The 25,405-nt window shown below is 69.8% G+C and carries 25 protein-coding genes; 13 read left to right on the top strand and 12 right to left on the bottom strand.

Translation table 11 applies throughout. The annotated features are described in order from the left end of the window. Positions 1-24 precede the first annotated feature (24 nt). Positions 25-1,050, bottom strand: a complete 1,026-nt coding sequence (locus tag ACGFJ2_RS16360; RefSeq protein ID WP_393468791.1) for a helix-turn-helix transcriptional regulator — start codon at positions 1,048-1,050, stop codon at positions 25-27. A 94-nt stretch (positions 1,051-1,144) separates the two neighbouring features. On the opposite strand from ACGFJ2_RS16360, the gene ACGFJ2_RS16355 reads away from it, so the two are divergent. Next, entirely contained in the window at positions 1,145-1,552 is a 408-nt protein-coding gene (locus tag ACGFJ2_RS16355) for a VOC family protein (RefSeq protein WP_393468788.1), read from the top strand. On the opposite strand, the gene ACGFJ2_RS16350 is transcribed toward ACGFJ2_RS16355, so the two are convergent. After that, complete coding sequence (locus ACGFJ2_RS16350; protein WP_393468785.1) at positions 1,540-3,852, bottom strand: M20/M25/M40 family metallo-hydrolase; 2,313 nt, start codon at positions 3,850-3,852, stop codon at positions 1,540-1,542. The genes ACGFJ2_RS16355 and ACGFJ2_RS16350 overlap by 13 nt on opposite strands. Positions 3,853-3,969: 117 nt before the next feature. On the opposite strand from ACGFJ2_RS16350, the gene ACGFJ2_RS16345 reads away from it, so the two are divergent. Further along, positions 3,970-4,539: an ArsR/SmtB family transcription factor gene (locus ACGFJ2_RS16345; RefSeq protein ID WP_393468782.1), complete on the top strand. Its 570-nt coding sequence runs from the start codon at positions 3,970-3,972 to the stop codon at positions 4,537-4,539. 17 nt (positions 4,540-4,556) lie between these two features. On the opposite strand, the gene ACGFJ2_RS16340 is transcribed toward ACGFJ2_RS16345, so the two are convergent. Together ACGFJ2_RS16340 and ACGFJ2_RS16335 are read right to left on the bottom strand one after the other, a co-directional pair. Beyond that, complete coding sequence (locus ACGFJ2_RS16340) at positions 4,557-5,600, bottom strand: LacI family DNA-binding transcriptional regulator (protein WP_357952522.1); 1,044 nt, start codon at positions 5,598-5,600, stop codon at positions 4,557-4,559. After that, entirely contained in the window at positions 5,600-6,586 is a 987-nt protein-coding gene (locus ACGFJ2_RS16335) for a hydroxyacid dehydrogenase (RefSeq protein ID WP_393468779.1), read from the bottom strand. Before ACGFJ2_RS16335 ends, ACGFJ2_RS16340 begins: the two co-directional genes overlap by 1 nt. A gap of 299 nt (positions 6,587-6,885) precedes the next feature. Here ACGFJ2_RS16335 and ACGFJ2_RS16330 point away from each other — a divergent pair, with 299 nt between their 5' ends. From ACGFJ2_RS16330 to ACGFJ2_RS16310, 5 genes are read left to right on the top strand one after another with little or no spacing between them, the layout of a single operon-like run. Next, positions 6,886-7,794 (top strand): ABC transporter permease subunit, encoded by a 909-nt coding sequence (locus ACGFJ2_RS16330; RefSeq protein WP_357952524.1) that lies wholly within the window; start codon positions 6,886-6,888, stop codon positions 7,792-7,794. Beyond that, complete coding sequence (locus ACGFJ2_RS16325; protein WP_357952525.1) at positions 7,791-8,654, top strand: carbohydrate ABC transporter permease; 864 nt, start codon at positions 7,791-7,793, stop codon at positions 8,652-8,654. The genes ACGFJ2_RS16330 and ACGFJ2_RS16325 overlap by 4 nt, the downstream gene beginning before the upstream one ends. A gap of 23 nt (positions 8,655-8,677) precedes the next feature. Continuing rightward, on the top strand, positions 8,678-10,237 hold the full coding sequence (locus ACGFJ2_RS16320; RefSeq protein WP_393468775.1) for a DUF3502 domain-containing protein: 1,560 nt from the start codon (positions 8,678-8,680) through the stop codon (positions 10,235-10,237). Between the two features lie 34 nt (positions 10,238-10,271). After that, the gene (locus ACGFJ2_RS16315) at positions 10,272-11,756 is read left to right on the top strand and encodes a glycoside hydrolase family 43 protein (RefSeq protein WP_393468772.1); all 1,485 of its coding nucleotides are present in this window, start codon (positions 10,272-10,274) and stop codon (positions 11,754-11,756) included. Beyond that, on the top strand, positions 11,740-12,453 hold the full coding sequence (locus ACGFJ2_RS16310; RefSeq protein WP_393468769.1) for an alpha/beta fold hydrolase: 714 nt from the start codon (positions 11,740-11,742) through the stop codon (positions 12,451-12,453). Before ACGFJ2_RS16315 ends, ACGFJ2_RS16310 begins: the two co-directional genes overlap by 17 nt. A 43-nt stretch (positions 12,454-12,496) precedes the next feature. Here ACGFJ2_RS16310 and ACGFJ2_RS16305 read toward each other — a convergent pair whose 3' ends face one another. From ACGFJ2_RS16305 to ACGFJ2_RS16295, 3 genes are all read right to left on the bottom strand, one after another. Next, entirely contained in the window at positions 12,497-13,864 is a 1,368-nt protein-coding gene (locus ACGFJ2_RS16305) for a hypothetical protein (RefSeq protein ID WP_393468766.1), read from the bottom strand. 5 nt (positions 13,865-13,869) lie between these two features. Then, positions 13,870-14,319 carry a hypothetical protein gene (locus ACGFJ2_RS16300; protein WP_393468763.1) on the bottom strand — a complete coding sequence of 150 codons (450 nt, stop codon included), beginning with the start codon at positions 14,317-14,319 and terminating at the stop codon, positions 13,870-13,872. Positions 14,320-14,388: 69 nt separating this feature from the next. Continuing rightward, positions 14,389-14,724 carry an SDR family oxidoreductase gene (locus ACGFJ2_RS16295; RefSeq protein WP_393468760.1) on the bottom strand — a complete coding sequence of 112 codons (336 nt, stop codon included), beginning with the start codon at positions 14,722-14,724 and terminating at the stop codon, positions 14,389-14,391. Positions 14,725-14,824: 100 nt separating this feature from the next. Between ACGFJ2_RS16295 and ACGFJ2_RS16290 the strand changes: the two genes are divergently transcribed. The 5 genes from ACGFJ2_RS16290 (at position 14,825) to ACGFJ2_RS16270 (ending at position 18,266) form a co-directional block, all read left to right on the top strand. Next, positions 14,825-15,259 carry a MarR family winged helix-turn-helix transcriptional regulator gene (locus tag ACGFJ2_RS16290; protein ID WP_393468757.1) on the top strand — a complete coding sequence of 145 codons (435 nt, stop codon included), beginning with the start codon at positions 14,825-14,827 and terminating at the stop codon, positions 15,257-15,259. Between the two features lie 93 nt (positions 15,260-15,352). Then, complete coding sequence (locus ACGFJ2_RS16285; RefSeq protein ID WP_393468754.1) at positions 15,353-15,874, top strand: NUDIX hydrolase; 522 nt, start codon at positions 15,353-15,355, stop codon at positions 15,872-15,874. A 42-nt stretch (positions 15,875-15,916) separates the two neighbouring features. Next, positions 15,917-16,120: an ArsR/SmtB family transcription factor gene (locus ACGFJ2_RS16280; protein WP_393468751.1), complete on the top strand. Its 204-nt coding sequence runs from the start codon at positions 15,917-15,919 to the stop codon at positions 16,118-16,120. Between the two features lie 32 nt (positions 16,121-16,152). Continuing rightward, positions 16,153-16,959: an aminoglycoside phosphotransferase family protein gene (locus ACGFJ2_RS16275; protein WP_393468748.1), complete on the top strand. Its 807-nt coding sequence runs from the start codon at positions 16,153-16,155 to the stop codon at positions 16,957-16,959. Between the two features lie 107 nt (positions 16,960-17,066). Continuing rightward, positions 17,067-18,266: an aminoglycoside phosphotransferase family protein gene (locus ACGFJ2_RS16270; RefSeq protein ID WP_393468745.1), complete on the top strand. Its 1,200-nt coding sequence runs from the start codon at positions 17,067-17,069 to the stop codon at positions 18,264-18,266. A 31-nt stretch (positions 18,267-18,297) separates the two neighbouring features. Here the strand turns inward: ACGFJ2_RS16270 and ACGFJ2_RS16265 are convergent, their stop codons facing one another. The 3 genes from ACGFJ2_RS16265 to ACGFJ2_RS16255 are packed head-to-tail and all read right to left on the bottom strand — an operon-like array spanning position 18,298 to position 20,943. After that, complete coding sequence (locus tag ACGFJ2_RS16265) at positions 18,298-18,789, bottom strand: hypothetical protein (RefSeq protein WP_393468742.1); 492 nt, start codon at positions 18,787-18,789, stop codon at positions 18,298-18,300. After that, positions 18,786-20,261, bottom strand: a complete 1,476-nt coding sequence (locus tag ACGFJ2_RS16260; protein WP_357960653.1) for a HAMP domain-containing sensor histidine kinase — start codon at positions 20,259-20,261, stop codon at positions 18,786-18,788. Before ACGFJ2_RS16260 ends, ACGFJ2_RS16265 begins: the two co-directional genes overlap by 4 nt. Before the next feature lie 7 nt (positions 20,262-20,268). Then, on the bottom strand, positions 20,269-20,943 hold the full coding sequence (locus tag ACGFJ2_RS16255) for a response regulator transcription factor (protein ID WP_357960656.1): 675 nt from the start codon (positions 20,941-20,943) through the stop codon (positions 20,269-20,271). Positions 20,944-21,191: 248 nt separating this feature from the next. On the opposite strand from ACGFJ2_RS16255, the gene vanY-N reads away from it, so the two are divergent. Continuing rightward, complete coding sequence (gene vanY-N, locus ACGFJ2_RS16250) at positions 21,192-21,764, top strand: D,D-peptidase/D,D-carboxypeptidase VanY-N (protein WP_393468739.1); 573 nt, start codon at positions 21,192-21,194, stop codon at positions 21,762-21,764. 29 nt (positions 21,765-21,793) lie between these two features. On the opposite strand, the gene ACGFJ2_RS16245 is transcribed toward vanY-N, so the two are convergent. Together ACGFJ2_RS16245 and ACGFJ2_RS16240 are read right to left on the bottom strand one after the other, a co-directional pair. Further along, on the bottom strand, positions 21,794-23,275 hold the full coding sequence (locus tag ACGFJ2_RS16245) for an alpha-N-arabinofuranosidase (protein ID WP_357960661.1): 1,482 nt from the start codon (positions 23,273-23,275) through the stop codon (positions 21,794-21,796). 3 nt (positions 23,276-23,278) lie between these two features. Then, on the bottom strand, positions 23,279-25,405 hold the full coding sequence (locus ACGFJ2_RS16240) for a family 43 glycosylhydrolase (RefSeq protein WP_393468735.1): 2,127 nt from the start codon (positions 25,403-25,405) through the stop codon (positions 23,279-23,281).

Here is a 25,405-nt window from a genome sequence, read left to right as displayed (position 1 = left end):
CCACGCCGGGGTCGTGGAGGGCGGTCAGGTTCGGCGAGCATGGGACGCGAGCCGGTCGGCGAGCGCGACGACGAGGTCGCGTAGTTCGCCGGGACGCTCGATGACGAACGGCCGGTCGAGCGCGGCGAGCAACGCGGGCAACCAGTCGAGCCGTTCGGCCCGTAGCTCGACGCGCAGCCACCGCTCGGCCGCCGGATCCTGGCCCGCGGTGGGGGAGGTTTCCGCCACCACGGCCTGGCCTGTGGTGGCGGCGATCTCCGCCACGCTCGCGAGGCTCGCGGGAAGGCGAGCGCGGATCTGCTCGACCGTCCCGTGTATCCGCAAGGTCACCTCGTACCGGTAGGAGGCGGTGGCGAACCCCGACAGGACACGCTGCGCCGGGTCCGGTCCGGCGGGTACCTCGAAGGAGCCGGGCAGCGTTCTGGCGTCCGTGACGCGGTCGAGGCGGAAGGTCCGGTTCTCGCCGATCGAGGGATCCGCGCCGGTGACGTACCAGCGGCCCGAGTGGTTGACGATCCCGTACGGGTGCAGCGTGCGGTCGCTGCGCCGGCCGTCCCGATCGGTGTACCTGATCGAGACGGGACGGTGGTGGCGTACCGCGTCGGCGATGGTGAGCAGGGTCTCGGCGTCCGGCGTGACCGGCTCGCCGGACGGCTTGGTGAAGGCGAGGGATTCCAGGACTGTGTCGAGCCCGCGGGTGAGACGTTCGGGAAGCACCCGCCGGATCTTGGCCGCCGCCGTCTCGCTCGCGGTCCCGGCGGCCGTCGCCAACCCCGTACGCCGACCGGCGATCAGGCCGAGCAACACGGCCAGCGCCTCGTCGTCGTTGAGCATGAGCGGCGGCAGACGGTAGCCGCGGCCGAGACGGTACCCGCCGTAGCGGCCACGCACCGCCTCGATGGGTATGCCGAGGTCGATGAGCTGGTCGACGTACCGCCGCACGGTGCGGCCGTCGACGCCGAGCCGGTCGGCGAGCTCGGCCATCGTCCGGGTGCCGCCCGACTGCAGCAGTTCCAGGAGGGTGAGCACGCGGCCGGTAGGACGGGACATGTCTGCGAGCCTACGGCCGATAGTGGACCGATTCTGTCCAGTATTGCCCGTAGCGTGCGAAGCGCCAAGGCTCAACGACTTCAGGAGGAACGCCATGGACTTCGTTTCGATCCGCATCATCACCGGTGATGTCGCTCGCCTCGTCGAGTTCTACGAGAAGGTCACCGGGGTGGGGGCGGTCTGGTCCACCGAGGACTTCGCGGAGCTCAAGACCTCCAGCGCCACGCTGGCGATCGCCGGCACCCGCACGGTGCCGCTGTTCGCTCCCGGGTCCGCCCGCCCGGCCGACAACCACAGCGTGATCATCGAGTTCCTCGTCGACGACGTGGACCGCGTGCACCAGAACCTGACCGGGTTCGTCACCGACGTCGTCACCGAGCCCACCACGATGCCCTGGGGCAATCGGTCGCTGCTGTTCCGCGACCCGGACGGCAACCTCGTCAACTTCTTCACCCCGGTCACCGCCGCCGCCATCGCCAGGTCGGGTCGTCACATGGTGTAGGCCTTGGTGACGGAGATCCTGGTGTCGCCGAGGAACAGCCAGCCCGGTGGGGCGATGAAGCCGGGAAGCGCGGACATCTCACTGGGATTCCGGCTCGTATCGGTGACCCGCAGCCGCATCTTGTCGCCGGGAGTCTTGATGGTCAGCGACGCCTCGACCCCCGCCGGCCCCGGGGCGTGGAAGACGAAGCCCGCCGGATCGGGCGTGATGGAGCGGCCCTCGACGGTCAGCGAACCTACCGTCGCGGTGTCCCCGTACACCCGCAAGCCGACCGTGTCCGCTCCGCGCTCGGAGCGGATCCGGACGCGCAGGGTTCGCACGCCCTGCTGGGTCGTGTCCGCGAGCACCCGCAGCGAGGGCGCCGGCAGCGCGGCGGCCTTCGCCGGGCTGAGGAGCTTGGACCCGCCGCCCCACAGCTCCGCGAGCTGGCCGGTCGCGTTGGCGCCGCCATAGCGGCGGGCCCACTGGTCGGGCGCCTTCGAGGTCAGCCAGACGGCCTTGCCGGTGTCCGCGTCGAGGCCGTACGCCAGGCTGGTTCGCCGTGGGTGCTCCTTGTCGATCGGCTCGATCAGCAGGCCCGCCGCCACCAGGGCGATGGAGACGACCAGCGCCGTCAGCGGGATCAGCGGGGTACGCCTGTGAGGCCAGATCACCTCGATCAACGGCAGCAGGAGGCCGCCGAACAGGATCATCAGCGGCATGGGGGCGTAGCCCGCGTACTGCAGGCCGGTCGGCAGGGTGTTCCACGCGCTGGGCAGCAGGATCAGGGCGCCCGGTACGAGAGCGGCGGCGAGGATGAGGACGCGCCACCGCGGCGGGCAGCGGAGTGCGGCCAGCCCGCCCAGCGCCGCCCCCAAGGCGGGCCACGCGGCGAGGTGCGAGGCGCCGGGAGACACGATGCCGAGTCCGAGACCGATCAGGGCCGCCCAGGTCAGCATGCCCAGCGCCAGCTCGGCGGGGCCGACGCGACGGCGCAGCAGCGCGTACCAGGCGATGAGGATCGTGCTCGCGAGCATCAGTACGGCGAGCCACAACAGCTCCGGCCGGTACGGCGTCGTGGTGGCGGTTCCGCTGAGTTCGGGCCGGATCGCCTTGAGCAGGTCCCAGAAGTAGACACCGGCGCCCACCCCGAGCCCGATCGGGATCAGGGCGAGCGCGGTGCCGAGGAGCGTACGCCGCAAGGTGACCACGCCCCGGCGGCGGGCCAGGAGAATCAGCGCCAGTGCCGCCAGCGGGGCGACGGCGCCCAGCAGCGTGGCCGCCCAGGTCGGATAGCGAACCAGCAGGCCGGGCGGAAGGTTGAAGTAGACCAGGTCGTTCCCGGTGGTCAGCCGGGCCAGGTCGGTGCCGCCGAACGCGCGCACGAGCGCCAGCGTGTTGTCGCCCATCTGCTGCAGTGCCGCCAGATCGACGTGCGCGGGGTCGTCGAGAACGCTGTGGTACAGGGTCCCCGCGTTGGCGTAGGCGGAGTCCAGCACGGCCATCCCGCCGGGTTTGAAGGCGGTGAAGTCGGTGTCGTTGTTGAGCAGTTTCATCAGCTCGGCGTACACGGAGTCGGCCACGGGCATGGGCGCCGCCGATCCGAACATGGAGATCAGGCCGGAGTTCGACTCCGTGCTCCGGAACATCAGCACCGGCCCCTTGGCCCCGCGCGCCTCGTTGTTGAGCACCACGCTCCGCCCCCGTGCGAGCGGGTGTGCTTTGACGAACGCCTCCGAACCCAGGAGCCCGGCCTCCTCGGCGTCGGTGATCAGGAACACGACGTCGTTGCGCAGCCGTTTACCGTCCGCGACCAGCGCTCTGGCCGTCTCGATCGCGCTCGCCGTACCGGCCCCGTCGTCGTTGGCACCCGGACCCTCGGGGACCGAGTCGTAGTGAGCGGTGACGAAGACCCGGCCCGTGGGAGCCGTCCCGGGTATCACGGTGACGATGTTGAAGACGCGCCCGGCGGTGATCGGGTCGCCCCGCTCGTCGATGGGTGAGACGCCCACCGCCTCCTGCACCTCGGGCCGCAGGCCCAATCGCCGCAACTCGCCGACCAGGTAGTCGCGGACCCGGGTGTGTTCGGCCGTGCCGACGGGGTGGGGTTTGACGGCGAAGCGCTCGACCTGGGTGAAGGCCCGCTGCGCGCTGAACTCCCGGTCGGGCGCGGAGGCCGGGCTCACGGCGGTGGGGGTGGTGTCCCAGATCGCGCCGACGGCGATCAGCAGGAGCACGCCCAGGGCCAGAAGTCCGGCAGCGAGTGAACGCCGTCTCGATACGTGCTCGTCCGCCTGCTCGTCCGCGGCCACTGATGTCATCGGTCACTCCTTGTCGCGTCGGTCATGGCAACGGGGGTCACCGCGACGGAGTATTGCAGAAGAAATGCTGCAGCGAAAATTCTGCAATGTGAAGGCGAGGGGCGGTAGGCTCACAGCGTGGCGAACAGACCGTCGATCCGGCAGCTCAGTGATCCAGGTGCGCACAAGGCGCTCGGCCATCCGCTACGACAGCGGATCCTGCGGCATCTCGGCATCCACGGCCCGGCCACGTCCACCACGCTCGGCCGGGCGCTCGGTGAGAACACCGGGACGCTCAGCTATCACCTGCGCCAGCTGGAGCGCAACGGGTTCATCGAGGAGATCCCCGAGCGGTCGAACGGAAAGGAGCGCTGGTGGCGCCAGATCAGCGCCGACCTGAGATGGCCCCCGCCGGGTGAGATGGACGAGGAGTCGCAGCAGCTCCTCGACGAGATCACCGAGTTCAAGGTCGAGCAGGAGCTGGAACTCGCCCGGCGCTTCTTCCGAGACCACCAGCGGTACGGGGAGTGGGCGAGGGCGTCCCGCGGGCTCACTCACCTGACCCGGGAAGAACTCGACGAGTTCTTCGAGGCGTACATGGAACTGCTGTCCAGATTCGGCCGCGCGCAGGAGGACGCGTCGCCGGGAGCGCGGCCGGTGTTCCTGAGATTCTTCACGATGCCCGCCTCCGAGGACCCGCCGTCCTGACGACGGGCCTCGTACGGTCAGCGCGGGGTTGCGGGACCGACCGAGCCTCGGACCACGATGTGGGTGCCCAGGACGACGTGCTGGGGTTGCCGGCGGTCGAGCGCGAGCCTGACCGCGGTCCTGCCCAGCTCTTCGGTGGGGATGCGTACGGTGGTGAGGCCGGGGGAGAGGTCGGCGGCGAACGGAATGTCGTCGTAACCGGCCAGCGACACGTCTTCGGGCACGCGTAGTCCGGCCTCGCGCAGTGCGGCGAGCACGCCGATGGCGACCATGTCGGTGGCGGCGAAGACGGCGGTGAACCGGGCGCCGAGGGTGATCAGCCGGCGGGCGGCGGCCTGTCCGTCGGCGCGGTCGAAGCCTGCCGGGACGATCAGGTCCGGGTCGTAGGGCACCCCGAACGACTCGTGGGCCCGGACGAAACCGCGCACCCGGTCGAGCTTGGTCGTGCTCGCCTGGCCGGGGTGGTCGGCGCCGATCAGGGCGATGTGCCGGTGTCCCTGGGAGAGCAGGTGGCTGGTCATGGCGTAGGCGCCGCCCTCGTTGTCGTACTCGACCACGGTGGTGGGCACGTCGTCGCCCAGCGGCGGCCGCCCGCACAGCACGAGCCGGGAGCCGGCCTTGTCCAGGGCGTGGGCGAAGTGGGACATGCGTTCGCGGTAGGCGTCGTCCAGCGCGCCGCCGCCGACCAGGATGACCGCGTCGGCGCGCTGCTCGCGCATGGCCTCGACCACGGCCAGCTCCCGGGCGGGGTCACCGTTCGTGGCGCACACCATGCACAGGCGTCCCTCAGCGGTGGCCTGCTGCTCCACGCCCTTGGCGACGTAGGCGAAGGACGGGCCGGTGACGTCGTCCAGCACGAACGCCACCGTCTTGGTGCTGGCCCCGGACAGGGCGCGGGCGTGCACGTTGAGCACGTAGTCCAGCTCTCGCATGGCCCGCAGCACCCGTGTCTTGGTGGACTGGGCGACCGGGTAGTCCCCCTTGATCACCCGGGACACCGTGGAGGGGGAGACTCCGGCCCGGGCGGCCACGTCGCGGACGGTGGCACGATCGACATTCATCAAGCCACCCGGTCCAGGTCGTCACCGGTCACTCGGTGCGCCAGAGGCTGCCCCGCGGTCAGGCGTTCCAACTCGTCCAGGACCAGAGTCCCCATCCGGGCCACCTCGTTGCCGTGCGAGCCGGCGATGTGTGGAGTGAGAAAGGCGTTGGGCAGGTCGAACAGCGGCGAGCCGGGCGGCAGCGGCTCGGGCTCGGTGACGTCGAGGATCGCCGACAGCCGCCCGGACTTCAGCTCGGCGACCAGTGCGTCGGTGTCGACCAGCGATCCACGGGCGGTGTTGATCAGCACCGCGCCGTCCGGCATCAGCGCCAGCCGGGTGCGATCCAGCATGTGCCGGGTCTCCGGGATGGCGGGCGCGTGCAGGCTGACGATGTCGCTGCCGCGCAGCAGCTCCTCGAGGGAGGCTCGCCGCACTCCGGGAACCCGCGTGTACGGGTCGTACAGGCACATGTCTAGATCGTACGGCGCCAGCAGCTCGATCACCCGGCGTCCGATTCGCGAGGCGCCCACGATGCCGACCCTGCGGCCGTTGTTGCCGACCAGGGGCTCGATCTTGGCCAGGGTGAAGCCGCGTTCGCGCCGGTAGCGCTCGCTCAGGGCGAAGACCCCCTTGCCGGCCAGCAGGATGGTGCCGACGGTGTACTCCGCCACCGGGACGGCGTTGGCCGCGGCCGCCGAGGAGACCAGCAGGCCGCGTTCCCAGCATGCGGGGGTGACCAGGCCCTTCACCGAGCCGGCGGCGTGCAGCACGGCCCGCAGGCGGGGGGCGGCGGCCAGCACCGTCTCGTCGAGCGGCGGGCAGCCCCAGCCGGTGATGAGAACCTCGGTGTCGGCCAGGTCCAGCCGCGGATCGTCGAAGCGCTCGGCGACCAGTGTCACGTCGATGTCGGCCAGCGTGTCCAGCCGCCGCAGCAAGGGCTCGGGGAAGAGCAGTGCGAGGTGTTCCTCGCGCATGGCGAACAGCGCCTTCGGGCGTGGGGACACGGGGGAAGCCCTCCATTCGATAGACATCGGTTTCTACGCTAGAGGCGCGGCCACTTCCGGTCAACGGATGACGTTGCAGCAGGACATACACCCATATGTAACGTATTCGTAACGCGACCTTGTAGGTAGACGTCACTCAGTCGTAGCGTTCGCAGCGACCGGTTTCTATCGAACTTCCGAGAGTCAGCTGCTGCCCCTCAGACGGGACCTAGGTGATGAGCACGCTACAGACGAGGCACGAGTCTCAGACGAGTCCGCCTTCCGGGCCGGCCGCCCGCAAACGCCGTACACGTGGCAAGGTGACGGGACGGACGGGTTGGTCGGTCGGGCTGCTCGCGCTACCGGCGGTCGTCTTCTTCCTGGTCTTCAACTACCTGCCGATGGCCGGGCTGGTGGTGGCGTTCAAGGAGTTCGACGTCAACCTGGGGATCTTCGGCAGCCCGTGGAACGGGCTGGCGAACTTCGCCTACTTCCTGGAATCCGGGGACGCGGCACGGATCCTGTTCAACACGCTCTTCCTCAACGTGCTGTTCCTGGGCGCGACGCTCGCCGCCGGGATCCTCCTGGCGATCATGCTGAACGAGATCCGCGGCACCTTCTTCAAGCGGGCCTCCCAGTCCGTGGTCTTCTTCCCCTACTTCGTCTCCCCGGTCGTGATCAGCATCATCCTGCAGGTCCTGCTCGCTGGAGCCTCCGGCGGGGGAGGGGCGGTCAACGACGCCATGACCGGCCTCGGACTGCCCACGGTGGACTGGTACAACGAGCCGGGACCGTGGCCGTGGATCCTCACCGTGGTGAAGGTCTGGCAGCTCGGCGGCTACCTCAGCGTCATCTTCCTGGCCGCGATCACCGGCATCCCCGAGGAGGTCTACGAGGCCGGGATGATCGATGGAGCCTCGCGGGCCCAGATGGCCTGGCGCATCACCCTGCCGCTGCTCAAGCCCACCGCCGCGGTGCTGCTGGTCCTGGGAGTCGGCCGGATCTTCTACGGCGACTTCGGCACCATCTACGCGATCATCGGCGACAACGGCACCCTGTTCGAGAACACCGACGTCATCGACACCTATGTCTTCCGTGCCCTGCGTCAGCTCGGCGACTTCGGCACCACCGGCGCGATCGGCCTGTTCCAGTCGGTCGTCGGCTTCATCCTCGTGGTGATCGCGGTGCTGATCCAGCGCAAGTACTCCAAGGAGACCAGCATCCTATGAGCGGCAGAAAGCTGGAACCGTTCACCGTCTTCAGCATCGTCGGCGTCGGCCTGGCCGTGCTGGCCTGCGCCATCCCCTTCTGGATGATCATCTCGGGCTCGTTCACCAGCGAGTCCGTGCTGGCCACGACCGGATACAGCCTTTTCCCGGATTTCGATCTCACCGCCTACAAAATGATCTTCACGGGTCCCGCGGTGCTGGACGCCTACCTCGCCAGTGTCTTCATCACCGTGGTGGGCACGGCGTTGTCTCTGGCGGTGACCTCGGGCCTGAGCTGGGTGATCGCCCGCCGGGTGCCCGGCATCAGCCGGCCGCTGACCGTCTTCTCCTACCTGCCGATGCTGTTCTCCGGCGGCCTCGTCCCCTTGTACCTGCTGGTCACGCAGTATCTGCACCTGCAGAACAGCTACTTCTCGGTCATCCTGCCGCTGCTGGTCATGCCCTTCCTGGTCTTCGTCCAGGTCAGCGCCTTCCGCCAGCTGCCGGAGTCGATCTTCGAATCGGCCAAGATCGACGGCGCGGGCGAGCTGCGCATGTTCTTCACGATCGCGTTGCCGCTGTCCAAGCCGATCCTGGCCGTCGTGGGCCTGTTCTACGCCGTGCACTACTGGAACGACTGGTTCATGGCGCTGCTGTTCATCGACGACGTGCACAAGTTCCCGCTCCCGCTGGTGCTGCAGAACCTCATCTCCAACATCTCCTTCACGCAGATGCTGCCGCAGCTGGCCGAGACGGCCACTCCCGTCTACCAGCTCCGGCTGGCCCTGACCACCGTCGCCATCGGGCCGATCCTGCTCGCCTACCCCTTCGCCCAGCGCTACTTCGTCAAGGGCATCACCCTCGGCGCCACCAAAGGCTGATCCCCCCACCTTCTGGAGTCACCGTGTCCAACCCCACCATGTCCCGGCGCGGCCTGCTGGCCGCCGGCGGCGGCCTGTCCGTAGCCGCCTTCCTCGCCGCCTGCTCCTCCCAGCCGAAGGCCGCCGACAATCAGGCCGCCGGCGCGCTCGCGTTGAGCCTCCTGCTGCCCGGCGACGTGCCGGCCGGCTGGGACGCCGTACTGGCCGAGGTCAACAAGAAGCTCCAGGCCGACCTGGGCTTCACCATCAAACCGCAGTTCATCCCATGGACCAGCTACGGCCAGCAGGCGCTGCTGAAGTTCACCGCGGGGGAGAAGTTCGACACCGCGCTGCAGGCGCGTTGGCTCAACATGACCCAGCTGGCGGCGAGCGGCTCGATCGTCGAGCTGAGCAGCCTGCTGGCCGGCGGCAAGTACCCCAACCTGACCGCCACGATCGACCCGAAGATCATCGAGTTGAACCGGTGGAGCGGCAAACTCTACGGCCTGCCGCAGATCAACTCGGTCGCGCGTTTCCACCACTTCAGCATCCGCCAGGACCTGGCCGACAAGTACGGCATGAGCGACATCACGGATTTCGCGGGGCTGGAGAAGTTCTGGTACGACGTCAAGCAGAAGAACAAGGACATCACCCCGATCGGGCTGAACTCCCGGCTGCCCAAGCTGCTGGTGGCGTGGAACCCGGTCGGCTGGCTCAACCCGTACATGTGGGAGAACCCCAACATGAGCCTCGCCTCCTTCACCGGCGAGTCGCTCAACTTCGTGCTGGCCGCCGACGGCAAGCAGACCGGCTCGTCCCACCCGATCCCGTTCTGGGAGGCTCCGGGGATGATGGACGCGCTGCGCCTGGTCCGGAAGTACTACCAGGACGGGCTGTTCAACAAGAACGCGCTCACCCTCGACTCGAAGGCGCTGGACTCCCAGTTCAAGGCCGGCCGCGTCGCCACCGCCTGGGCCATGACCGACGGCCTGTCCTCCGCGGCCCTGCCCGAGCTGACCAAGAACGTCCCCGGCGCGATGATCGCGAACGTGATGCCGCTCAAAGGCGGTGCGAACGCCAAGCCGTACCAGACCTTCCAGAGTGACAACTTCGTCGTGCTCAACGCCAAGGGCCAGAGCAACGAGAAGGCCATGCAGCTGCAGGACTGGGCGTCGATCAAGGAGAACCACGACCTGCTCAACTACGGCATCCCCGGCAAGGACTGGAAGCCCGTCGGCGACGACAAGTACGAGAAGGTGTCCACCTACACCTTCCCCGGCTTCGCCCTCGCCTGGCGGGCCAAGCTGGAGCGCCGGATCAAGGAGATGACCGAGTCCGAGGCGAAGTGGTTCGATTGGGCGCAGGACATCGACAACTTCACCATCGACCCGTACGCCAGCTTCGTCCCCGACCCTGAGCCGGTGAAGCGGGAGAACGCCCAGGTCACCGCCGCTATGACGCAGTTCGCCAACCCGCTGTTCATCGGCGCGGTGGACGTCGACCAGGGCCTGGACAAGCTGAAGAAGGCGCTGGACCGGGCGGGCCTGGCCAAACTCCAGGCGGAGATGGCCAAGCAGGCCGACGCGTATCTCAAGGGTCAGTGAACAGCGAGGTAGCACTCGTGCTTTTCTCGGAGGAATGAGCTTGATCCGCAATCCCGTCCTACCCGGCTTCCACCCCGACCCGTCGATCGTGCGGGTGGGGGAGGACTACTACCTGGCCACCTCGACCTTCGAGTGGTATCCCGGCGTACGCGTCCACCACTCCCGCGACCTGGTGAACTGGCGCCCGCTCGGCGGCATCCTGACCGAGCGCGGGCACCTCGACCTGTCCGGCGTGCCGGACTCCGGCGGCGTCTGGGCGCCCGACCTGACCTACCACGACGGACTGTTCCACCTGGTCTACGGCGTGATGGACAACTACGCCCTCGGCTACAAGGACATCGCCAACTACCTGGTCACCGCGCCCTCGATCGAGGGGCCGTGGTCCGACCCGGTCCGGCTGCCCGGCCGCGGCTTCGACGCCGCCCTCTACCACGAGGACGGCCGGAGCTGGCTGCTCAACATGGTCTTCGACTCCCGCCCCGGACGCGGGTTCGCCGGGATCGAGCTGCAGCCCCTCGACGGCGGCAAACCCGAGCTGATCCTGCCCAACCGCAACATCACCGAAGGTCCGCACCTGTACAAGATCGACGGCTGGTACTACCTGATGGTGGCCGAGGGCGGCACGGGGTACGAGCACGGGGTCACGGTGCTGCGTTCCCGTTCGATGGCGGGGCCGTACGAGGAGGACCCGGCCGGGCCGATGCTCACCTCGCGCCACGACCCGAGCCTGGAGCTGCAGAAGGCGGGCCACGGCTGCCTCGTCGAGACGCCGGCGGGGGAGTGGTACGTCGCCCACCTCGTGGCCCGGCCCTACCACAACCGCACCTGTGTGCTCGGCCGCGAGAGCGCGCTGCAACGCGTGGAGTGGGTGGACGGCTGGCCGCGCGTGGCGGGCGGCGTACCCGCCGTGGAGGTGGCCGCGCCCGCGCTGCCCGCCCACCCGTGGCCGGCGGCCGACGGCTGGAACGGGCTGGAGCAGGACTGGAGCACGCTGCGGCGACCCCCCTCGCCGGACTGGCTGACCGCCGACCACGACGGCCTCACCGTGCACGGTGGTCAGTCGCCGTACGGACTGCGCAGCCCGAGCCTGGTCGCCCACCGGGTCACCGCTCAGAAATGCTCGCTGGAGGCGGTCATGCGGTTCGAGCCCGGCACCGTCCATCAGTCCGCCGGCATCACCGCGTACTACAACTCGCGTAACTGGTTCTATCTCGCGGTGACCATCGAGGGGCTCGTGCTGACCAGCAGTGACCGGGGCGCTCGCACCGAGCACCTGCTGGGCCCCGCGGCGGGCGAGGTCAGGCTGCGCGTGGAGTTCGACGGGCCGGTCGTGCGCTTCAACCACGGCCCCGAGCTGGACGCGACGATCCTGTCGGATGAGCATGCGGACGAGCGCGTTGACGGCCAGATGCGCGCTTTCGGCTTCACCGGCGCGTTCGCCGGGTTCTGGGTGCAGGACCTGGCGGGCGAGGGCTGCACGGCGCGCTTCGAGCGGATTCGGTATGAAGCTGTACGTTGAGACCCGGGGCCACGACGGGCCTGCGCTGCTTCTGGTGCACGGCTGGGGCGGAGACCACCGGACGTGGCGCGCCCTGGACTTCGGCGAGCGTCGGGTGATCGCCCCCGACCTGCGCGGCCACGGCAGGTCCCCGGCTCCCGCCAGCGGATACCGGCCCGTCGACCTGGCTGGCGACCTCGTGCCGGTGCTGGACGGGCCGGTGGTGGCCATCGGGCACTCCATGGGCGCCCAGGTGGTCACCGCGCTGGCGGTCGAGCATCCGGAGTTGGTCAGCGCGCTCGTGGTCATCGCTCCCGCCTATGGCGCGGACGAGGCGGAGGAGCCTCTCATCCCGCAGCGGTTGGCGGCGTTGCGCGCCGAGGGCGCGGACGCGGCGTCGCGGCAGCTCGGGCCGCTGCCCGGGCCGATCGCCGAGCAACTGGCCGCCACACCCGGCCATGTGCTGGCCGAGTGCTACGCCGGGATGTACACGGCACCCGGCGCGTTCGGGGTGCGCCGGGAGTCGGAGCGCTACCTGGCCAGGCGCGCCTGCCCGGTGCTCGCCGTCCACAACGTGCCGGAGGCCGCGCGGTGGGAGGCGAGCCTGCCCGCGCACTCCGGCTCGGCGACCGTGGTGTGGCCGGAGGCGGGGCATTTCCTGCACCTGGAACAGCCGGAGAGGTTCGTCGACGTCGTGCTGTCCGAGTGGGGCCGCTGACAGGATCGATATCCGGTCGGCGGGTGAGTCGTTCGGGCGGCCGTCACACCCGCAGAAGGGTGATCTGGCGGCCGGACGGCGTGGTCGCCTGCTCGAATCCGCCTCGTTCTTTCCAGGGTGGCGCTTCGGGGCGCCGGTCGAAGATCACCAGCACGCCGGTGGTGAGGGTGAGGCGGTCCAGGTATCGGTCTAGTTGGGCGAGGCCGTCGGGCTTAGGGTCGTTTTCGCCGGTTCGCCAGACTTTCAGCTCCATGGCTTCCCGTTGCACCAGTCGTTCGCCTTCGGGGCCGGTGTAGGGCCAGCGGACGAGCATGTCCAGGCGCTTGGTGCCGGCGGCGTACTCCCGGTCGAGGTGGCCTCCGCCGTTGACGAGGCGGTGCAGGAAGGCCATGAGGATGATCTGGCAGGCGGCCTCGTGGTAGCCCTCCTGCCGGATGAGGACTTCGCCGTGCTCGCGCCAGAACACGACGAACTCCTGCAGCAGGCGCGGCAGGTCGAAACGGCCGTCCGGCAGCACGAAGCTGCGCGGATCGGCTCGCACGAACCGCTCCGTGCGAGCGCCCAGGACCCGTAGCAAGACCTCTCGGTAAATCGGGTTGGCGATCTCTACTCCCCCTGTCCCTCGGATGAGGCCCAGATCATGGACGTAGGAGATGTCATCGTCGAAAGACATGTCCGTGCTTGGCCACGTTCCCGCCAGGATCGGTTCGATCACTCGTTCCACCCGGGGCTCGCGCAGCCGCGCCACGAGCGTGTCCAGATGGGTGGCGCGCGCTCGGATCAACCGCTCCTTGGCATCTTCCACCTGACCGGCGGTGATGGTAATGGTCTTCCCCATCTGGAGGATGGTCTCAAAGGCGAGGGCGTTGACCAGCCACGGTTGTCCCTGGGTCAGCTCGAAGACCCGGTCCACCGCGTCCTTGGTGAATTCCTGGCCGGTCGCCTGTGTGTGCTGGTCGTACAGCTCGGCGATCTGATCGGTGGTGAAGTCGCCCAGGCGCAGCGACTTGGCGACGATGTTGAACGGGCTGGCGGGGTTGGACCGGCTGGGTTCGCCGCCTGAGGCGACCTTGTAGTCACGCAGGTCGCGCAACCCGCACAGCACGACGGATGTGGGGAACGGCTGGCCCTCTGGCCGTGCGTTGTGGCCGTCGCGGAGCTGGCTGAGGATGCTGACCATGCTGTTGCCCTGCAGGGCGTCGATCTCGTCGAGGAACAGCACCACCCGGCGCGGGCAGCGGCGGCACCACTCGCTCAGCGCCGCACCGAACCGGCTGCCCGGCGTGACCTGCGGCCACGGATCCGGCGGCAGCAGCTCCTCCGGCCACCCCGAGCGCGCGGCGGCTTCGCGGAGGGAATCCAGCAGAAGTGACTCCGCCCAGCCTACGTCGTCGCCGGCTGGCGGCTTCATGCGGATCAGGTGGTCCGGAAGGCGTCGGCGTTGCGTGCGCACCAGTCGGCGAAGGTGCGGGGCTTGCGCCCGAGCAGGCGTTCCACGGTGTCGGTGCGGAATCCGGCGGTGTCGGCGCGCATGAGGTGGAACCCCTCGATGATGGCCTCGGCCAGCGCCGGAGGTGCCCCGTTGGGGAATCGGGAGGCTACGGCCTCCTCCGCGGTGGTCACCGGCCGGATCGCGATGTCCCGGCCGGCCGCCTCGGCCAGGGTCTTGACCTGTTCGGTGATGGTGAACAGCTCCTCGCCCGTGATGACGTATTCCTGGCCTTGGTGGCCGTCGCCGGTCAGGGCCAGGGCGGCTACGGCGGCGATGTCGGCGGGGTCGATCGGCGCGTATCGGCCGGGGCCGACCGGATCGAGGACATAGCCCGCCTGGCGGATGGTGGGCAGCCAGTCGAAGGCGTTGGTCATGAAGCCGCCGGGCCGCAGGAACGTGGCCGGGATGCCGGAGGCCCGGATGGCCTGCTCGCGTTCGTGGTGCTAGCGGCCCATCGCGGGCATCGGGTCGCCGAGCACGTTGAACGAGGACAGGTGCACGATATGGCGTACCCCCGCGGCCTGGGCGGCGGCGACGGCGTGCCTGGTGTGGTCGAGGCCGATGCCGGGGGTGAGCAGGAACAGCCGGTCGACTCCGGCGAAGGCGGGCGGCAGCGTCGCCGGGTCGCTCAGGTCGGCCATGACCCGTTCGGCCCGCTCGGGCAGTGTGGCGGCGCGGGCCGGGTCGCGGACCAGGATGCGGAACGGCACGCCGAGTTCGTCCAGTTGGCGGACGAGCTCGCGGCCGATGTTCCCGGTCGCGCCGGTGACCAGTATCATGAGGACTCCTAGATCGTGTACCGGTTAATGATCGAGCAGAACGTTAACCGGTACACGATTTGGTTGTCAATCGCGCCGCGACATCACCGGAGGCCTCGACGTGCCCGAATTCCTGGACCTGCACAGCAAGATGTCGAAGGCGCTGCGGGCGGCGGCCGAGACGGCGGTGCGGCGCCACGGACTGCACCTCGGGCAAGATCACCTGCTTGCGGTGCTGTGGCGGCAGGACGGCCGCACCCCGGGCGAGGTCGCCGCCGCGCTGAACGTCACCACCCCCAACGTGGTCAAAGCGGCCACCAGGATGACCACGGCCGGCCTGCTCACCCGGCGCCGCGACGACCGCGACAACCGGCTGGTCCGGCTGTGGCTCACCGACGCCGGGCGTGCCCTGCAAGCTCCCATCGAGAGGGAGCGCCGGCTGCTCGAAGAGCAGGTCACCGCCGACCTCACCGAGGCCGAGCGCGAACATCTGCTCAACGCGCTGACGAAGATCCACAGTGCGGCGGCCGCCCTGCTGGACGCCCCCCATCGATGACCGCGACTCGGCCACCAGCTGACGCTGCGACATATCACCCTCCTTCGTCGTTCGTGAGGCCGTGTTGTCAGTGGGGGCTGAGATCGTGCTTCTGTGAGCGAACTGGTTGAGCATGTCGATGAGCATGACCGCGTGCTGGGAGTCGTCGATCGTGAAGAGGCAGTACGCGAGCACTGGTTGCACCGCATCGCGGTGACGATCTGCCGTGATCGTGAGGGGCGGATCTTGGTGCTGCGACGGGCCCGGACGTTGTCCCGATTCCCGGGCCACTACGACGTGTTGGTCGGCGGTGCCGTGGACGTGGGCGAGTCGTATGAGGAGGCGGCGGTCCGGGAGCTGGCTGAAGAGCTGGGCGTTCGGGTGCGGGTGCGCTTCCTGTTCAAGTTCCTTTGCCGGGAAGGGATCAGCCCCATCTGGTTCGGGGTGCATGAGGCCGTCGTGACGGAGGTCCTGGTTCCGGACTCGGGTGAGATCGACTGGCTGGACTGGCTGACGGTGAGCGAACTGCTTGAGGTCGTTGATCAATGGTCCTTCGTCCCGGGAGGGCGGGAAGCTCTGCGCCGATATCTGCGGTCCGGATTCGGCAGCGGTGCGGGCGAGGTGGGAGCCGGGTGATCGGCGAGGCGGGTCACCTCGGCATTCGGTACGTGGGTCGCGGTGCGCGCGCTGGACGTACCCGCGACGACGACGCAGCTGGTCGCCCAGCTCGGCCTGAGCCTGGGCACCGTCGGCAGCCATCTGGCGGTGCTGCGCGATGCCGGCCTGGTCACCCGCACCCGCGCCGGCCGGGCCGTCCGCTACGAGCACACGCCGCTGGGCGCGGCCCTGGCGGCCCGCGATCAAGCAGTCGCCCGCGATTAACTCGTGGCGACGTCGGTGGTCATCCCGCGACAATGGCCGACGTTGAGGAGGTCAACGTTGAGGAGGGTGACGTTGAGGAGGTCGGCATGGAGCAGGTCGACGTAAAAGAGGTCCAGGTCGTCGTCGCCCATAACGAGCGCGCGACCCTGCGCGTCGGCGACGTGTTCCTGAAGATCGACGCCGATCAGACGCGCACCGACGTCGAGGTCGAGGCGATGGCCATGGCGCCGATCCCGACTCCTGAGGTCCTGTGGCGCAAGCCGCCCGTGATCGCGCTCGCCGCCCTCCCCGGGACGGCGCTCGGCCGCCTCGGTGAGCCGTCGGCCGCGTCGTCGGCGGCGTGGGTCGCGGCGGGTGCCGCCGTACGGATGCTGCACGACGCGCCGCTGCCGCCATGGCCCGGCCGGAGCATCGACGAGATCGCAGCGCGCCTTGACGGCGAATGCGAGCGGCTGGTCACGAACGGCGTCCTTCCCGCCGACCTGGTCACGCGCAACCGCCGGATCGCCGAGGCCGCGCTCCGGTCGTGGACGCCGGTGTTCACGCACGGCGACCTGCAGGTGACCCACGTGTTCGTCGACGGTGACGAGATCACCGGCGTGATCGACTGGTCCGAGGCGGCCCAGGGCGATGCCCTGCATGACCTGGCCATCTTGACGTTCGGACACGAGGAGCGCCTTGGTGACGTCGTCGCCGGCTACGGCACCGACGTCGATCTCGACGTGATCCGCGCGTGGTGGTCGTTACGCAGCCTGCTGGCGGTCCGCTGGCTGGTCGAGCACGGCTTCGACCCGTTCTTGCCAGGCTGCGAGGTCGACGTGCTGAGATCCCGGATGTGAGGTCGCACAAGCCCGACGGCCACGAGTGCCGTCACCAGGCTCATGTGGTGCGGCCCTGATCGGATATTCCGTGGCGGACGTCGCGGGGAGCGATCACACTGGGCGCAATGGACAGGACAGTCAGCGCATGGGTCACATCGGGTGGCGATCGGCTCGGTGTCGTCGGCCCGTTCGCAGTGAATGTGCCGTGGTGGGCCGAAGTGGAGCCGGTCGTCGCGCACCTGCGCCAGGCGCTCGGCGTGGACGTCCTGGTGCTGCGCCTGTTGAACGTGGATGGTGGCGAGGGCGGCCGTGGTGGTCATGTGATCTATCACGTCGAAGCGCTGGAGCGGCCCGCGCCCGGGCGGCTGACGGGTGCGCTGCCCGCCGCTCATGCGGTGCTCGACAGGCCCGAGCCGCTGCGGACGCCGTGGGCGCGGATCGACGGGCTGCGGGAGCTGTTCGGCTGGGCGGCGGACGCGCTGAGGACGGCCGGGCGACCGCTGACCGGGCCGATCCGGCAACGCAAGACCTGGAATCTGGCCGGGCTGTTCCTCCTGCCCACCGCCCAGGGACCGCTATGGCTGAAGGCCACGCCCCACTTCGCCACCGACGAGGCCACCGTCATCGACGCGTTCGCGGCTCTGGACCCGGGCCTGGTTCCCACGGTCGTGGCGTCGGGACCGCGGCGAGTCGTGATGGAGCACCTTCCCGGCGAGGACTGCTGGGACGCTCCCGTCGAGATCATCGACAGCGCCGTGACGCGACTGGTCGCCGCCCAGGCCGGCTTGACGGGTGTGATCCCGCCCGGGTTGCCGGACAGCCGCGCGACCGTCATCGCCGACCGGGTCCGCGACCTGCTCGCCGGTGACGTGGGCCGCGAGCTGACCGCCGAGGAGCTGGCGGGGGCGTACGAGTTGGTCGAACGGTGGCCCATGCTGGCCGAGTGCGGTCTGCCCGACACGATCGTGCACGGCGACTTCCACCCGGGAAACTGGCGCAGCGACGGCGGCCCGCCGACCGTGGTGGACTTCGCCGACGCGCACCTCGGCAACCCGGTGCTGGACGGAATACGGGCTCGTGACTGGCTTCCTCCCGCCAGCCGGCCCGCCGCCGCCGAGGCCTGGATCGCGGCCTGGACCGCGCACGTACCCGGTTGCGACGCGGCGCGCGCACTCGCGATCGCCGAACCGCTGTCCCATCTTCACTACGCCGTCCGCTACCAGGAGTTCCTGGACGGCATCGAACCGTCGGAGCGGATCTACCACCTCGACGACCCGGTCGCCAGCATCCGCGCCGCCCTGCGGGCCGCTGTGATCATGGACTGACGATCTGACCGATGGCCACGCGGGCGTACCGTTACCCCGGGCAGTTCCGGCGGCCGATGTTCTGCCCAGCACCGACGACGGAGACCCAGACAGGGCTTTCCGGTGTCATGGCGGCGGCCGTGCACACGATCTGCTCCACGGCCAATGCGGACAGTTTGCCGGCCGGAGTGGACGGGTTCACCGCCAAGTGGCCGGGCTGACGGCCTGGCGCGGCGGTCACCGAGAACGGGGCGGCTTCGGGCGGCACGTCGGTGGTGAGTCCTTGCGCCTGTTCCGCCGTGGTGGGTCCGGCTGCCAGCAGCGCGAGCGTGTCCGCTTGGGACAGTGGCGGACCGGGCCGCGTCACCGCGCTGAGCCGGCCGTTCTTCACCAGGTAGAGGGTGGTCGTCGGGGTTCGTGCGACGGGCCCGCTCGGCGGGTCGCCGGCGCGGATGACGTCGGAGGGTCGCACGCCGCAGCCGGTCACGGCGACGAGCGATACGAGGCCCGCGGCGAGCACGCGGCGGGCGAGCCCGGTCCTCACTCGGGGCCTCCGTCCTGATCGTGCGCCCGGCGTGGCAGGCGCAGCGTGAAGATGGCGCCGCCGTTCGGGGCGTTGGTGACAGTGAGGTCGCCTTGGTGCAGGCGCGCGTTCTCCCGCGCGATGGCGAGGCCGAGACCGCTGCCCTCGGACCTGGCCCTGGCCGCGCTGGCCTTGTAGAACCGGTCGAACACGTGCGGCAGCACCGCTTCCCGCAGCCCCGGTCCGTGGTCGCGGACCTCGAGAGCGAGCCATTGCGGGTCGGCGGAAAGCCGTACCGACACCGGTGGCTCGCCGTGCCGCAGGGCGTTGCCGACCAGGTTCGCGAGAATGACGTCCACTCGGCGCGGGTCCAGCCGGGCCGTCACCTCGGGTGGCAGCTCGGTGTGCACCTGCTCCGTCCAGCCCCGGGTACGCAGGCTCGCGCGCACCAGTTCGGCCACGTCGATCTCATTCAGCGCGAGGGCCGCGACGCCGGAGTCGAACCGGCTGATCTCGATGAGGTCGTTCACCAGCCCGGTGAGGTTGAGCGTCTCCTGGCTGACCAGCCTGGCGGCCCGGCCGGCGGGCTCGGGCAGCTGGGCCGCCTCCTCGTCGAGGACGTCGGCGACCGCGGTGAGCGCGGCCAGCGGGGTGCGCAGCTCGTGGGAAACGTCGGCCACGAACCGGCGGGCGTCGGCCTCCATCTCGCGCAGCTGCTTGACGTGCCGTTCCAGCTCCGCGGCGGTGTTGTTGAACGTGCGTGCCACGTCGGCCAGCTCATCGGAGCCGCGGACCGCGATCCTGGTCCGCATCTCGCCCTCGCCCAGCAGGCGTGCCGCCCGGCCGAGCTCGCGCACCGGGCGCAGCACGCCACGGGTGGCCAGCAACGCCAGGACGACCGCGAACGCCAGGGCCGCCCCGCCGATGAGCCAGGCGGACGCGGTGAGCTCGTCGATGCTGCGTTGTTCGGCAAGCAGGCTGCGCGCGGCGTACACCTCGATGCCGGACACCCGCGTCGTCCGGTCCCGCTCGGTGATCAGCAACGGCGCGCCGATGATCAGCCAGGGCGAGTCCTGCCGCACCACGCGTTGCCACGCGATCTGGCCGTCGGCCACCGCCTGCCGCAACTGTGGGGAGATCACCCCGAGATCCAGGGCCAGCACCATTCCGCCCGGCCTCAAGCGTCCCGGCGGGGTGACCGGCGAGTGCGTCTCGTGGTAGATGGCGACCGCGTACTCCACGCTGTCCTGGTCGGGCACGGCGGCGGCGATGTCGTCGAGCTCGTCCGGGCCCGGCACCGAACTCCGCAACGGGTAGAGCGCCGCCAGGCGGCTTCTCATCGTCTGCACCGTGGCATCCTGGGCACGCTGCAGGATGTCGTTGCGGGCCTGGACGTAGAGCCCGCCGGCCACCGCCGCCGTGGTGACCACACACAGCAGGGCGAACGCGAACAACAGCCGGGTACGCAGCCCCAGATTCGGCTGAAATGTCACGGGTGGCCTATACCGGCCCGAACCGGTACCCGAACCCACGCACCGTCTGCACGTAGACCGGCGCCGCCGAGTCGTCCTCGATCTTGGCGCGCAACCGCTGCACGCACGCGTCCACGAGACGCGAGTCGCCGAAATACCCCTGCTCCCACACCGACTCCAGCAGTTGCTGGCGGCTGTGCACCCGGCCCGGCGTGCCGGAGAGCTCGAGCAGCAGGCGCAGCTCGGTCGGCGCGAGGCTGACCGGTACGCCGCGGTTGACGACCACCAGCCCGGCCCGATCGATGGTCAGATCCCCGTGCCGCTCCAGCTCCGCCTGGTCCCGGCCGATGCGCCGGAGTATCGCGCGAATGCGTGCCTCGAGCACCCTGGGCTGCACCGGCTTGACCACGTAGTCGTCGGCGCCCGCCTCCAACCCGGCCACCACGTCCATGTCGTCGCCGCGCGCGGTCAGCATGATGATCGGCACCTCACGGGCGGCTCGAATGCGGCGGCAGACCTCGAACCCGTCCATGCCAGGCAACATCAGATCGAGCACGACGACGTCGGGAAGATCCGCACGCAACCGGTCCAGCCCCTCCTCGCCGGACTCCACCGCGCGCACCCGATGCCCATGCCGGGTCAGGGCCAGCTCAAGGCCCTCTCGTACGGCCGGGTCATCCTCGATCAACAACACTCGCGACACGCCGCCGAGTACCACAGCACGCTCCGTAACTTGCCTGTCGGTCAACCCCATCCACTGTCGGCCGGTCGTGTCCCCGCCTCGTCCGCGCCGTGTCATGGTTGTGTCACGGTCGCGCCTACGGTCGCGCCTACGGTCGCGCCTACGGTCGCGCCCACGGTCCCGCCTGGTCGCGCCGACGGTGGCCGCCGTCGAGAAACGGTGACATGCGGCTGACAACGCACGCACATTCGGCGTCAAGCCTAGTCGCCATGAACGAGTCACGCACGATCCCACCTCGGCCCCGAGATCGGCTGTACGCCGCGGTCACGCTGGTGCTCGCCGTGCTCCTGCTGCCCGCGGCGTTCGTCCGCAGTCCCGGCCGCGCCCGCGAACTGGCTTGCCGCTGGGCGCTGTGGATGCGATTCCCCGCCGAGGACCTCACCGGACTCACCGATGGCGCCATGGCGGCGTTCACCGCGGCGCGTACCGAGGCGCTGTGGCGTCACGGCCAGCTCATCGGCCTCACCTCGGGATACCGCGATCCCGTCGTCCAGCAGCGGATGTTCGACGAGGAGGTGCGCCGTTCCGGCTCCCCGGCCTCGGCCCGCATGCTCGTGTTACCCCCGGCGGAGTCCAGCCACGTCAAGGGCATCGCGCTGGACGTGCGCCCGCACGAAGGCGCGCGCTGGCTCGAGGAACACGGCGCCCGCTACGACCTTTACCGCATGTACGACAACGAGTGGTGGCACTTCGAGCACCGCCCGGACAGGTGCGGCACGCCACCACGTCGACGACCCCACCCCGGCGTGGGCTACGTCATCGAGAACGGGGGTCAGACGTAGCCCATGCGCTACAGGGCACAGGTCGTTAGTTATCGCTGATCGCGCAGACTTTCGCACTCCGCAAGGATCATCGTCCACGAGGCGGCGGGCAACCGCGCCGTCAGCCGGTCACCGTCAGCCTGTACGTCCAGCGGCCCCGGAAGGGCCTCCACCCGGTGCGGGTCGTCCCCGGCGGCGATCACCGAGGCCGACACCGGCCTGACCGCCGCCGGGAGCCGGACGGAGAGGTCGAGGTCCTGGTCGGGCGACCGGTTGACGGCGAACAGCGCCACCTGGGACCCCTCGACGGTGGCCACCGCCGACAGCGCGGGCGCCTCGCCGTACCGCTCGGTCTCCAGGAGCGGCCCGGACGGCTCCACCCGCAGCACGGTGCCGCGCGCGTGCCGGGCCGTCAGCGCGAACGGGTGGAAGATCGTCTGACGCCAGGCCGGGCCGCCGGGCTCGGTCCTGATCGGTGCGATGATGTTGGCGAGCTGCGCCTGGCAGGCGATGCTCACCCGGTCGGCGTGCCGCAGCAGCGTGATCAGGAAGTCCCCCACCACCACGGCGTCGGCGGCGGTGAAGGTGTCCTCGATCAGCTCCGGCGCCTCCTGGAACGGCGAGCGCTCGCGCCCGGTGAACCGGCTCTGGTTCCAGACGTTCCACTCGTCGAAGGACAGGTTGATCTTCTTTTTGCGCCGGAGCTTCGCCCCGATGTGGTCGGCCGTGGCCACGACGGCCGAGATGTAGCGGTCCATGTCCACGGCGCTGCAGAGGAAGCCGGGCAGGTCGCCGTTCTCCTCGTAGTAGTTGTGCAGCGACAGGTAGTCGACCGCGTCGTAGGCGTGTTCGAGCACGGTGGCCTCCCACGCGCCGAACGTCGGCATCCCGCTGTTGGAGCTGCCGGACAGGACCAGCTCGATGCCGGGGTCGACGAGCCGCATGGCCTTGGCGGTCTCGTTCGCGAGCCGTCCGTACTCGTGCGCGGTCTTGTGGCCGATCTGCCAGGGTCCGTCCATCTCGTTGCCGAGACACCAGAGCTTGATCCCGTACGGGGCGGTCACTCCGTGTTTGACCCGCAGGTCCGACCACTGCGTACCCGAGGGGTGATTGGCGTATTCGAGCAGGTCACAGGCCTCCTGGAGGCCCCGCGTGCCGAGGTTGACGGCCATCATCGGCTCCACCCCGGCGGCCCGGGTCCAGGTCATGAACTCGTTGAGCCCGAACGCGTTCGTCTCGATCTGCCGCCAGGCCAGGTCCAGCCGGGAGGGCCGGTCGGGGCCGACGCCGTCCTCCCAGCGGTAGCCGGAGACGAAGTTGCCTCCCGGATAGCGGACCACGCTCACGCCCATCTCGCGGGTCAGCTCCAGCACGTCGGTGCGGAAGCCGTTGTCGTCCGCCGCCGGGTGGCCCGGTTCGTAGATGCCGGTGTAGACACACCGGCCCATGTGCTCGACGAACGAGCCGAACAGGCGCCGGTCGACGGGGGCGATGCGGAAAGAGGGGTCAAGGGTCAGGTGTGCTTGCGGCACAGGTCAGGCTCCTCGGTAGACGCGTACGTAGTCGAAGTCGGCGTTGACGGCCGGCTGGGCCCCTCCGTGGGCGACCAGGCCGACGCGCACGTCCGTGTCCTTGGGGAAGGTCCACACGCCGCCCCAGGTCCAGGTCTTGCCGTCGCGGCTGGATCCGGCGCGGAACTCGTGCTCCCCGTTGGCCGGGTCCACGTGGTGCGCCAGCCGCAACCAGGTGGTCTTGGCGGGCGGGCCGACGATGTTGCCGCCGTAGGACAGGCGGCCGGCGAAGGTCAGCTCGCGGCCGTACTCGACCTGGCGGGTGTTCCAGATGGCGACCTGGGACAGGCGGGCGAAGTCGTCGTCGGAGGCGTAGGCGATCAGCCCGGCCTGCTGGTAGTTGCGTACGGCGTCCTCGCCCAGGTCGAGCGTGACCTTGGTCTCCACGACGTAGTCGCCCTTGGGCGCCTCGCGCAGCAGCGCCGACGCCTTGTTGCCGGCCCCGACCAGGTCGGTGCCCTGGACGCGCCAGCGCAGCACGCCCTCCTCGGTCTTGGCCGCGGCGTCCTGCCGCACCCAGGTCCAGCGGGAGTCGAGCGGCCCGTTGAATTCGTCGGCGTCCAGCAGCCTGCCCGTACGCGGCGTCGGCGCCGCCTTGGTGACGGCCTTGAACAGCGGGGCGGCGGAGACGTTGTCGAAGTCGGCGCCCCCGTCGGCGACCAGCCCGATCGGGCCGTTGGCGCGGCCCGTGACGGTGACGCTCGCCCGCGGGTCACGGAGCCGGGCCTCGGTCACCTCGGCGGTGATCGTCCGTCCCTTGACGGTGACGGCCAGGTTGTGCCAGGTCGCGGCGCCTCCGGGCAGCGCCACCGTACGCGACGCGCCGCCCGAGGTGAGCGTCAACCCGTCGCGCGAGACGACCGCGGTCGTGCCACCGATGCGAATCCCAGCGGACTTGTCCGTCTTGAGGTCGGTCTCGACGCGCATGTCCCCGCCGAGCGACCTGCGGCTGATAAGCGTGCCCTGGCCACGGACATACCCATCCTGTACGGTCCAGCCGGCCGTGTTCCGCCAGCCCGACAGATCGCCCGCGAACCGATCGTCCACGACCCCGCGGGTCACCGGCGTCTCCCGTGATTGCTCGGAAGGCCCGGCCCCCGCGCGCACGGCCGGCCAGCCGTCGATCCAGTCCAGCCGGTCCAGCAGCATGGGCCGCTCGTTGATCCCGTACGGCTCGTCCAGGAACGGGTCGCTTCGATCGATGGCGTGGTAGAGCATCCAGTCCTGACCGGAAAGGTCGGTGAGCTGGGCGTGGTGGCCGGTGCCGATGAAGCGGTTGCCGTTCTGGTCCAGGACGGGGGTGCCACCGGCGCGCGAGGCCAGCAGCGGCACGCCCTCGCGGTCGACGAACGGCCCGCGCGGGCTGGTCGAGCGCCCGGCCAGCACCGAGTAGCCGGTGGTCGGCCCGGCGCAGCAGTTCGCCGAGGAGCCGAGCAGGTAGTAGTAGCCGTCGTGGCGCACCACGTACGCGCCCTCGAACTTGTTGTCGATCGCGACCTGCTGCGGCTGCCCGGTGGCGCGCAGCCCGTCGGCGGACAGCTCGGTCACCCACAGGCCGCCGAAGAACCCGCCGAAGTACAGGTACTTGCGCCCGTCCACGTCGGTGAACTGCGCGGGGTCGATCGTGTTCCAGTACGAGTTGCCCGAGGGACGCGGGGCGACGACCGGGGCGTCGATGTGCGTCCACGGCCCGGTCGGCGTGGGTGCCGTGGCGGCGCCGATCGAGTAGTCCCAGTTGGCGGGCGTTGTGGCGGTGTCGGTGACGGTGAAGTACATGACGTACCGGCCGTCGAGGTAACGGATGTCCGGGGCCCAGAACAGACTGCCCGGCGCCGCGTACGACGGCAGGTTGTCCGGCCCGAACGCGTCGCCCACGTAGGTCCAGCTGACCAAATCACTGGAGCGGGAGATCGGCAGCCTGTGCAGGACCTTCTCGCCCTCGCGCAGCGGGTCCGAGGTGCCGTAGGAGTACCAGTAGCCGTCTTGTCCGCGGATCACTGACGGGTCGGCGAACGTGTCGGAGAAGGAGTTGGACACCGGATTGGTGAAGAGGGACAGGATCAGTGTGGCGATGACCGCCAAGTGGTGCAT

The organism is Nonomuraea sp. NPDC049028 (genome assembly GCF_043197735.1).
Taxonomy (GTDB): domain Bacteria; phylum Actinomycetota; class Actinomycetes; order Streptosporangiales; family Streptosporangiaceae; genus Nonomuraea.
Note: the sequence above shows the minus strand (reverse complement) of the source record. Positions and strands in the feature narration are given on the sequence as shown.

Coding starts and splice junctions, on each gene's coding strand:
- ACGFJ2_RS16360 (WP_393468791.1), bottom strand. CDS start 1,050: ATGTCCCGTCCTACCGGCCGCGTGCTCACCCTCCTGGAACTGCTGCAG.
- ACGFJ2_RS16355 (WP_393468788.1), top strand. CDS start 1,145: ATGGACTTCGTTTCGATCCGCATCATCACCGGTGATGTCGCTCGCCTC.
- ACGFJ2_RS16350 (WP_393468785.1), bottom strand. CDS start 3,852: ATGACATCAGTGGCCGCGGACGAGCAGGCGGACGAGCACGTATCGAGA.
- ACGFJ2_RS16340 (WP_357952522.1), bottom strand. CDS start 5,600: ATGAATGTCGATCGTGCCACCGTCCGCGACGTGGCCGCCCGGGCCGGA.
- ACGFJ2_RS16325 (WP_357952525.1), top strand. CDS start 7,791: ATGAGCGGCAGAAAGCTGGAACCGTTCACCGTCTTCAGCATCGTCGGC.
- ACGFJ2_RS16315 (WP_393468772.1), top strand. CDS start 10,272: ATGAGCTTGATCCGCAATCCCGTCCTACCCGGCTTCCACCCCGACCCG.
- ACGFJ2_RS16310 (WP_393468769.1), top strand. CDS start 11,740: ATGAAGCTGTACGTTGAGACCCGGGGCCACGACGGGCCTGCGCTGCTT.
- ACGFJ2_RS16305 (WP_393468766.1), bottom strand. CDS start 13,864: ATGAAGCCGCCAGCCGGCGACGACGTAGGCTGGGCGGAGTCACTTCTG.
- ACGFJ2_RS16300 (WP_393468763.1), bottom strand. CDS start 14,319: ATGACCAACGCCTTCGACTGGCTGCCCACCATCCGCCAGGCGGGCTAT.
- ACGFJ2_RS16295 (WP_393468760.1), bottom strand. CDS start 14,724: ATGATACTGGTCACCGGCGCGACCGGGAACATCGGCCGCGAGCTCGTC.
- ACGFJ2_RS16275 (WP_393468748.1), top strand. CDS start 16,153: ATGGCCGACGTTGAGGAGGTCAACGTTGAGGAGGGTGACGTTGAGGAG.
- ACGFJ2_RS16270 (WP_393468745.1), top strand. CDS start 17,067: ATGGACAGGACAGTCAGCGCATGGGTCACATCGGGTGGCGATCGGCTC.
- vanY-N (WP_393468739.1), top strand. CDS start 21,192: ATGAACGAGTCACGCACGATCCCACCTCGGCCCCGAGATCGGCTGTAC.
- ACGFJ2_RS16240 (WP_393468735.1), bottom strand. CDS start 25,405: ATGCACCACTTGGCGGTCATCGCCACACTGATCCTGTCCCTCTTCACC.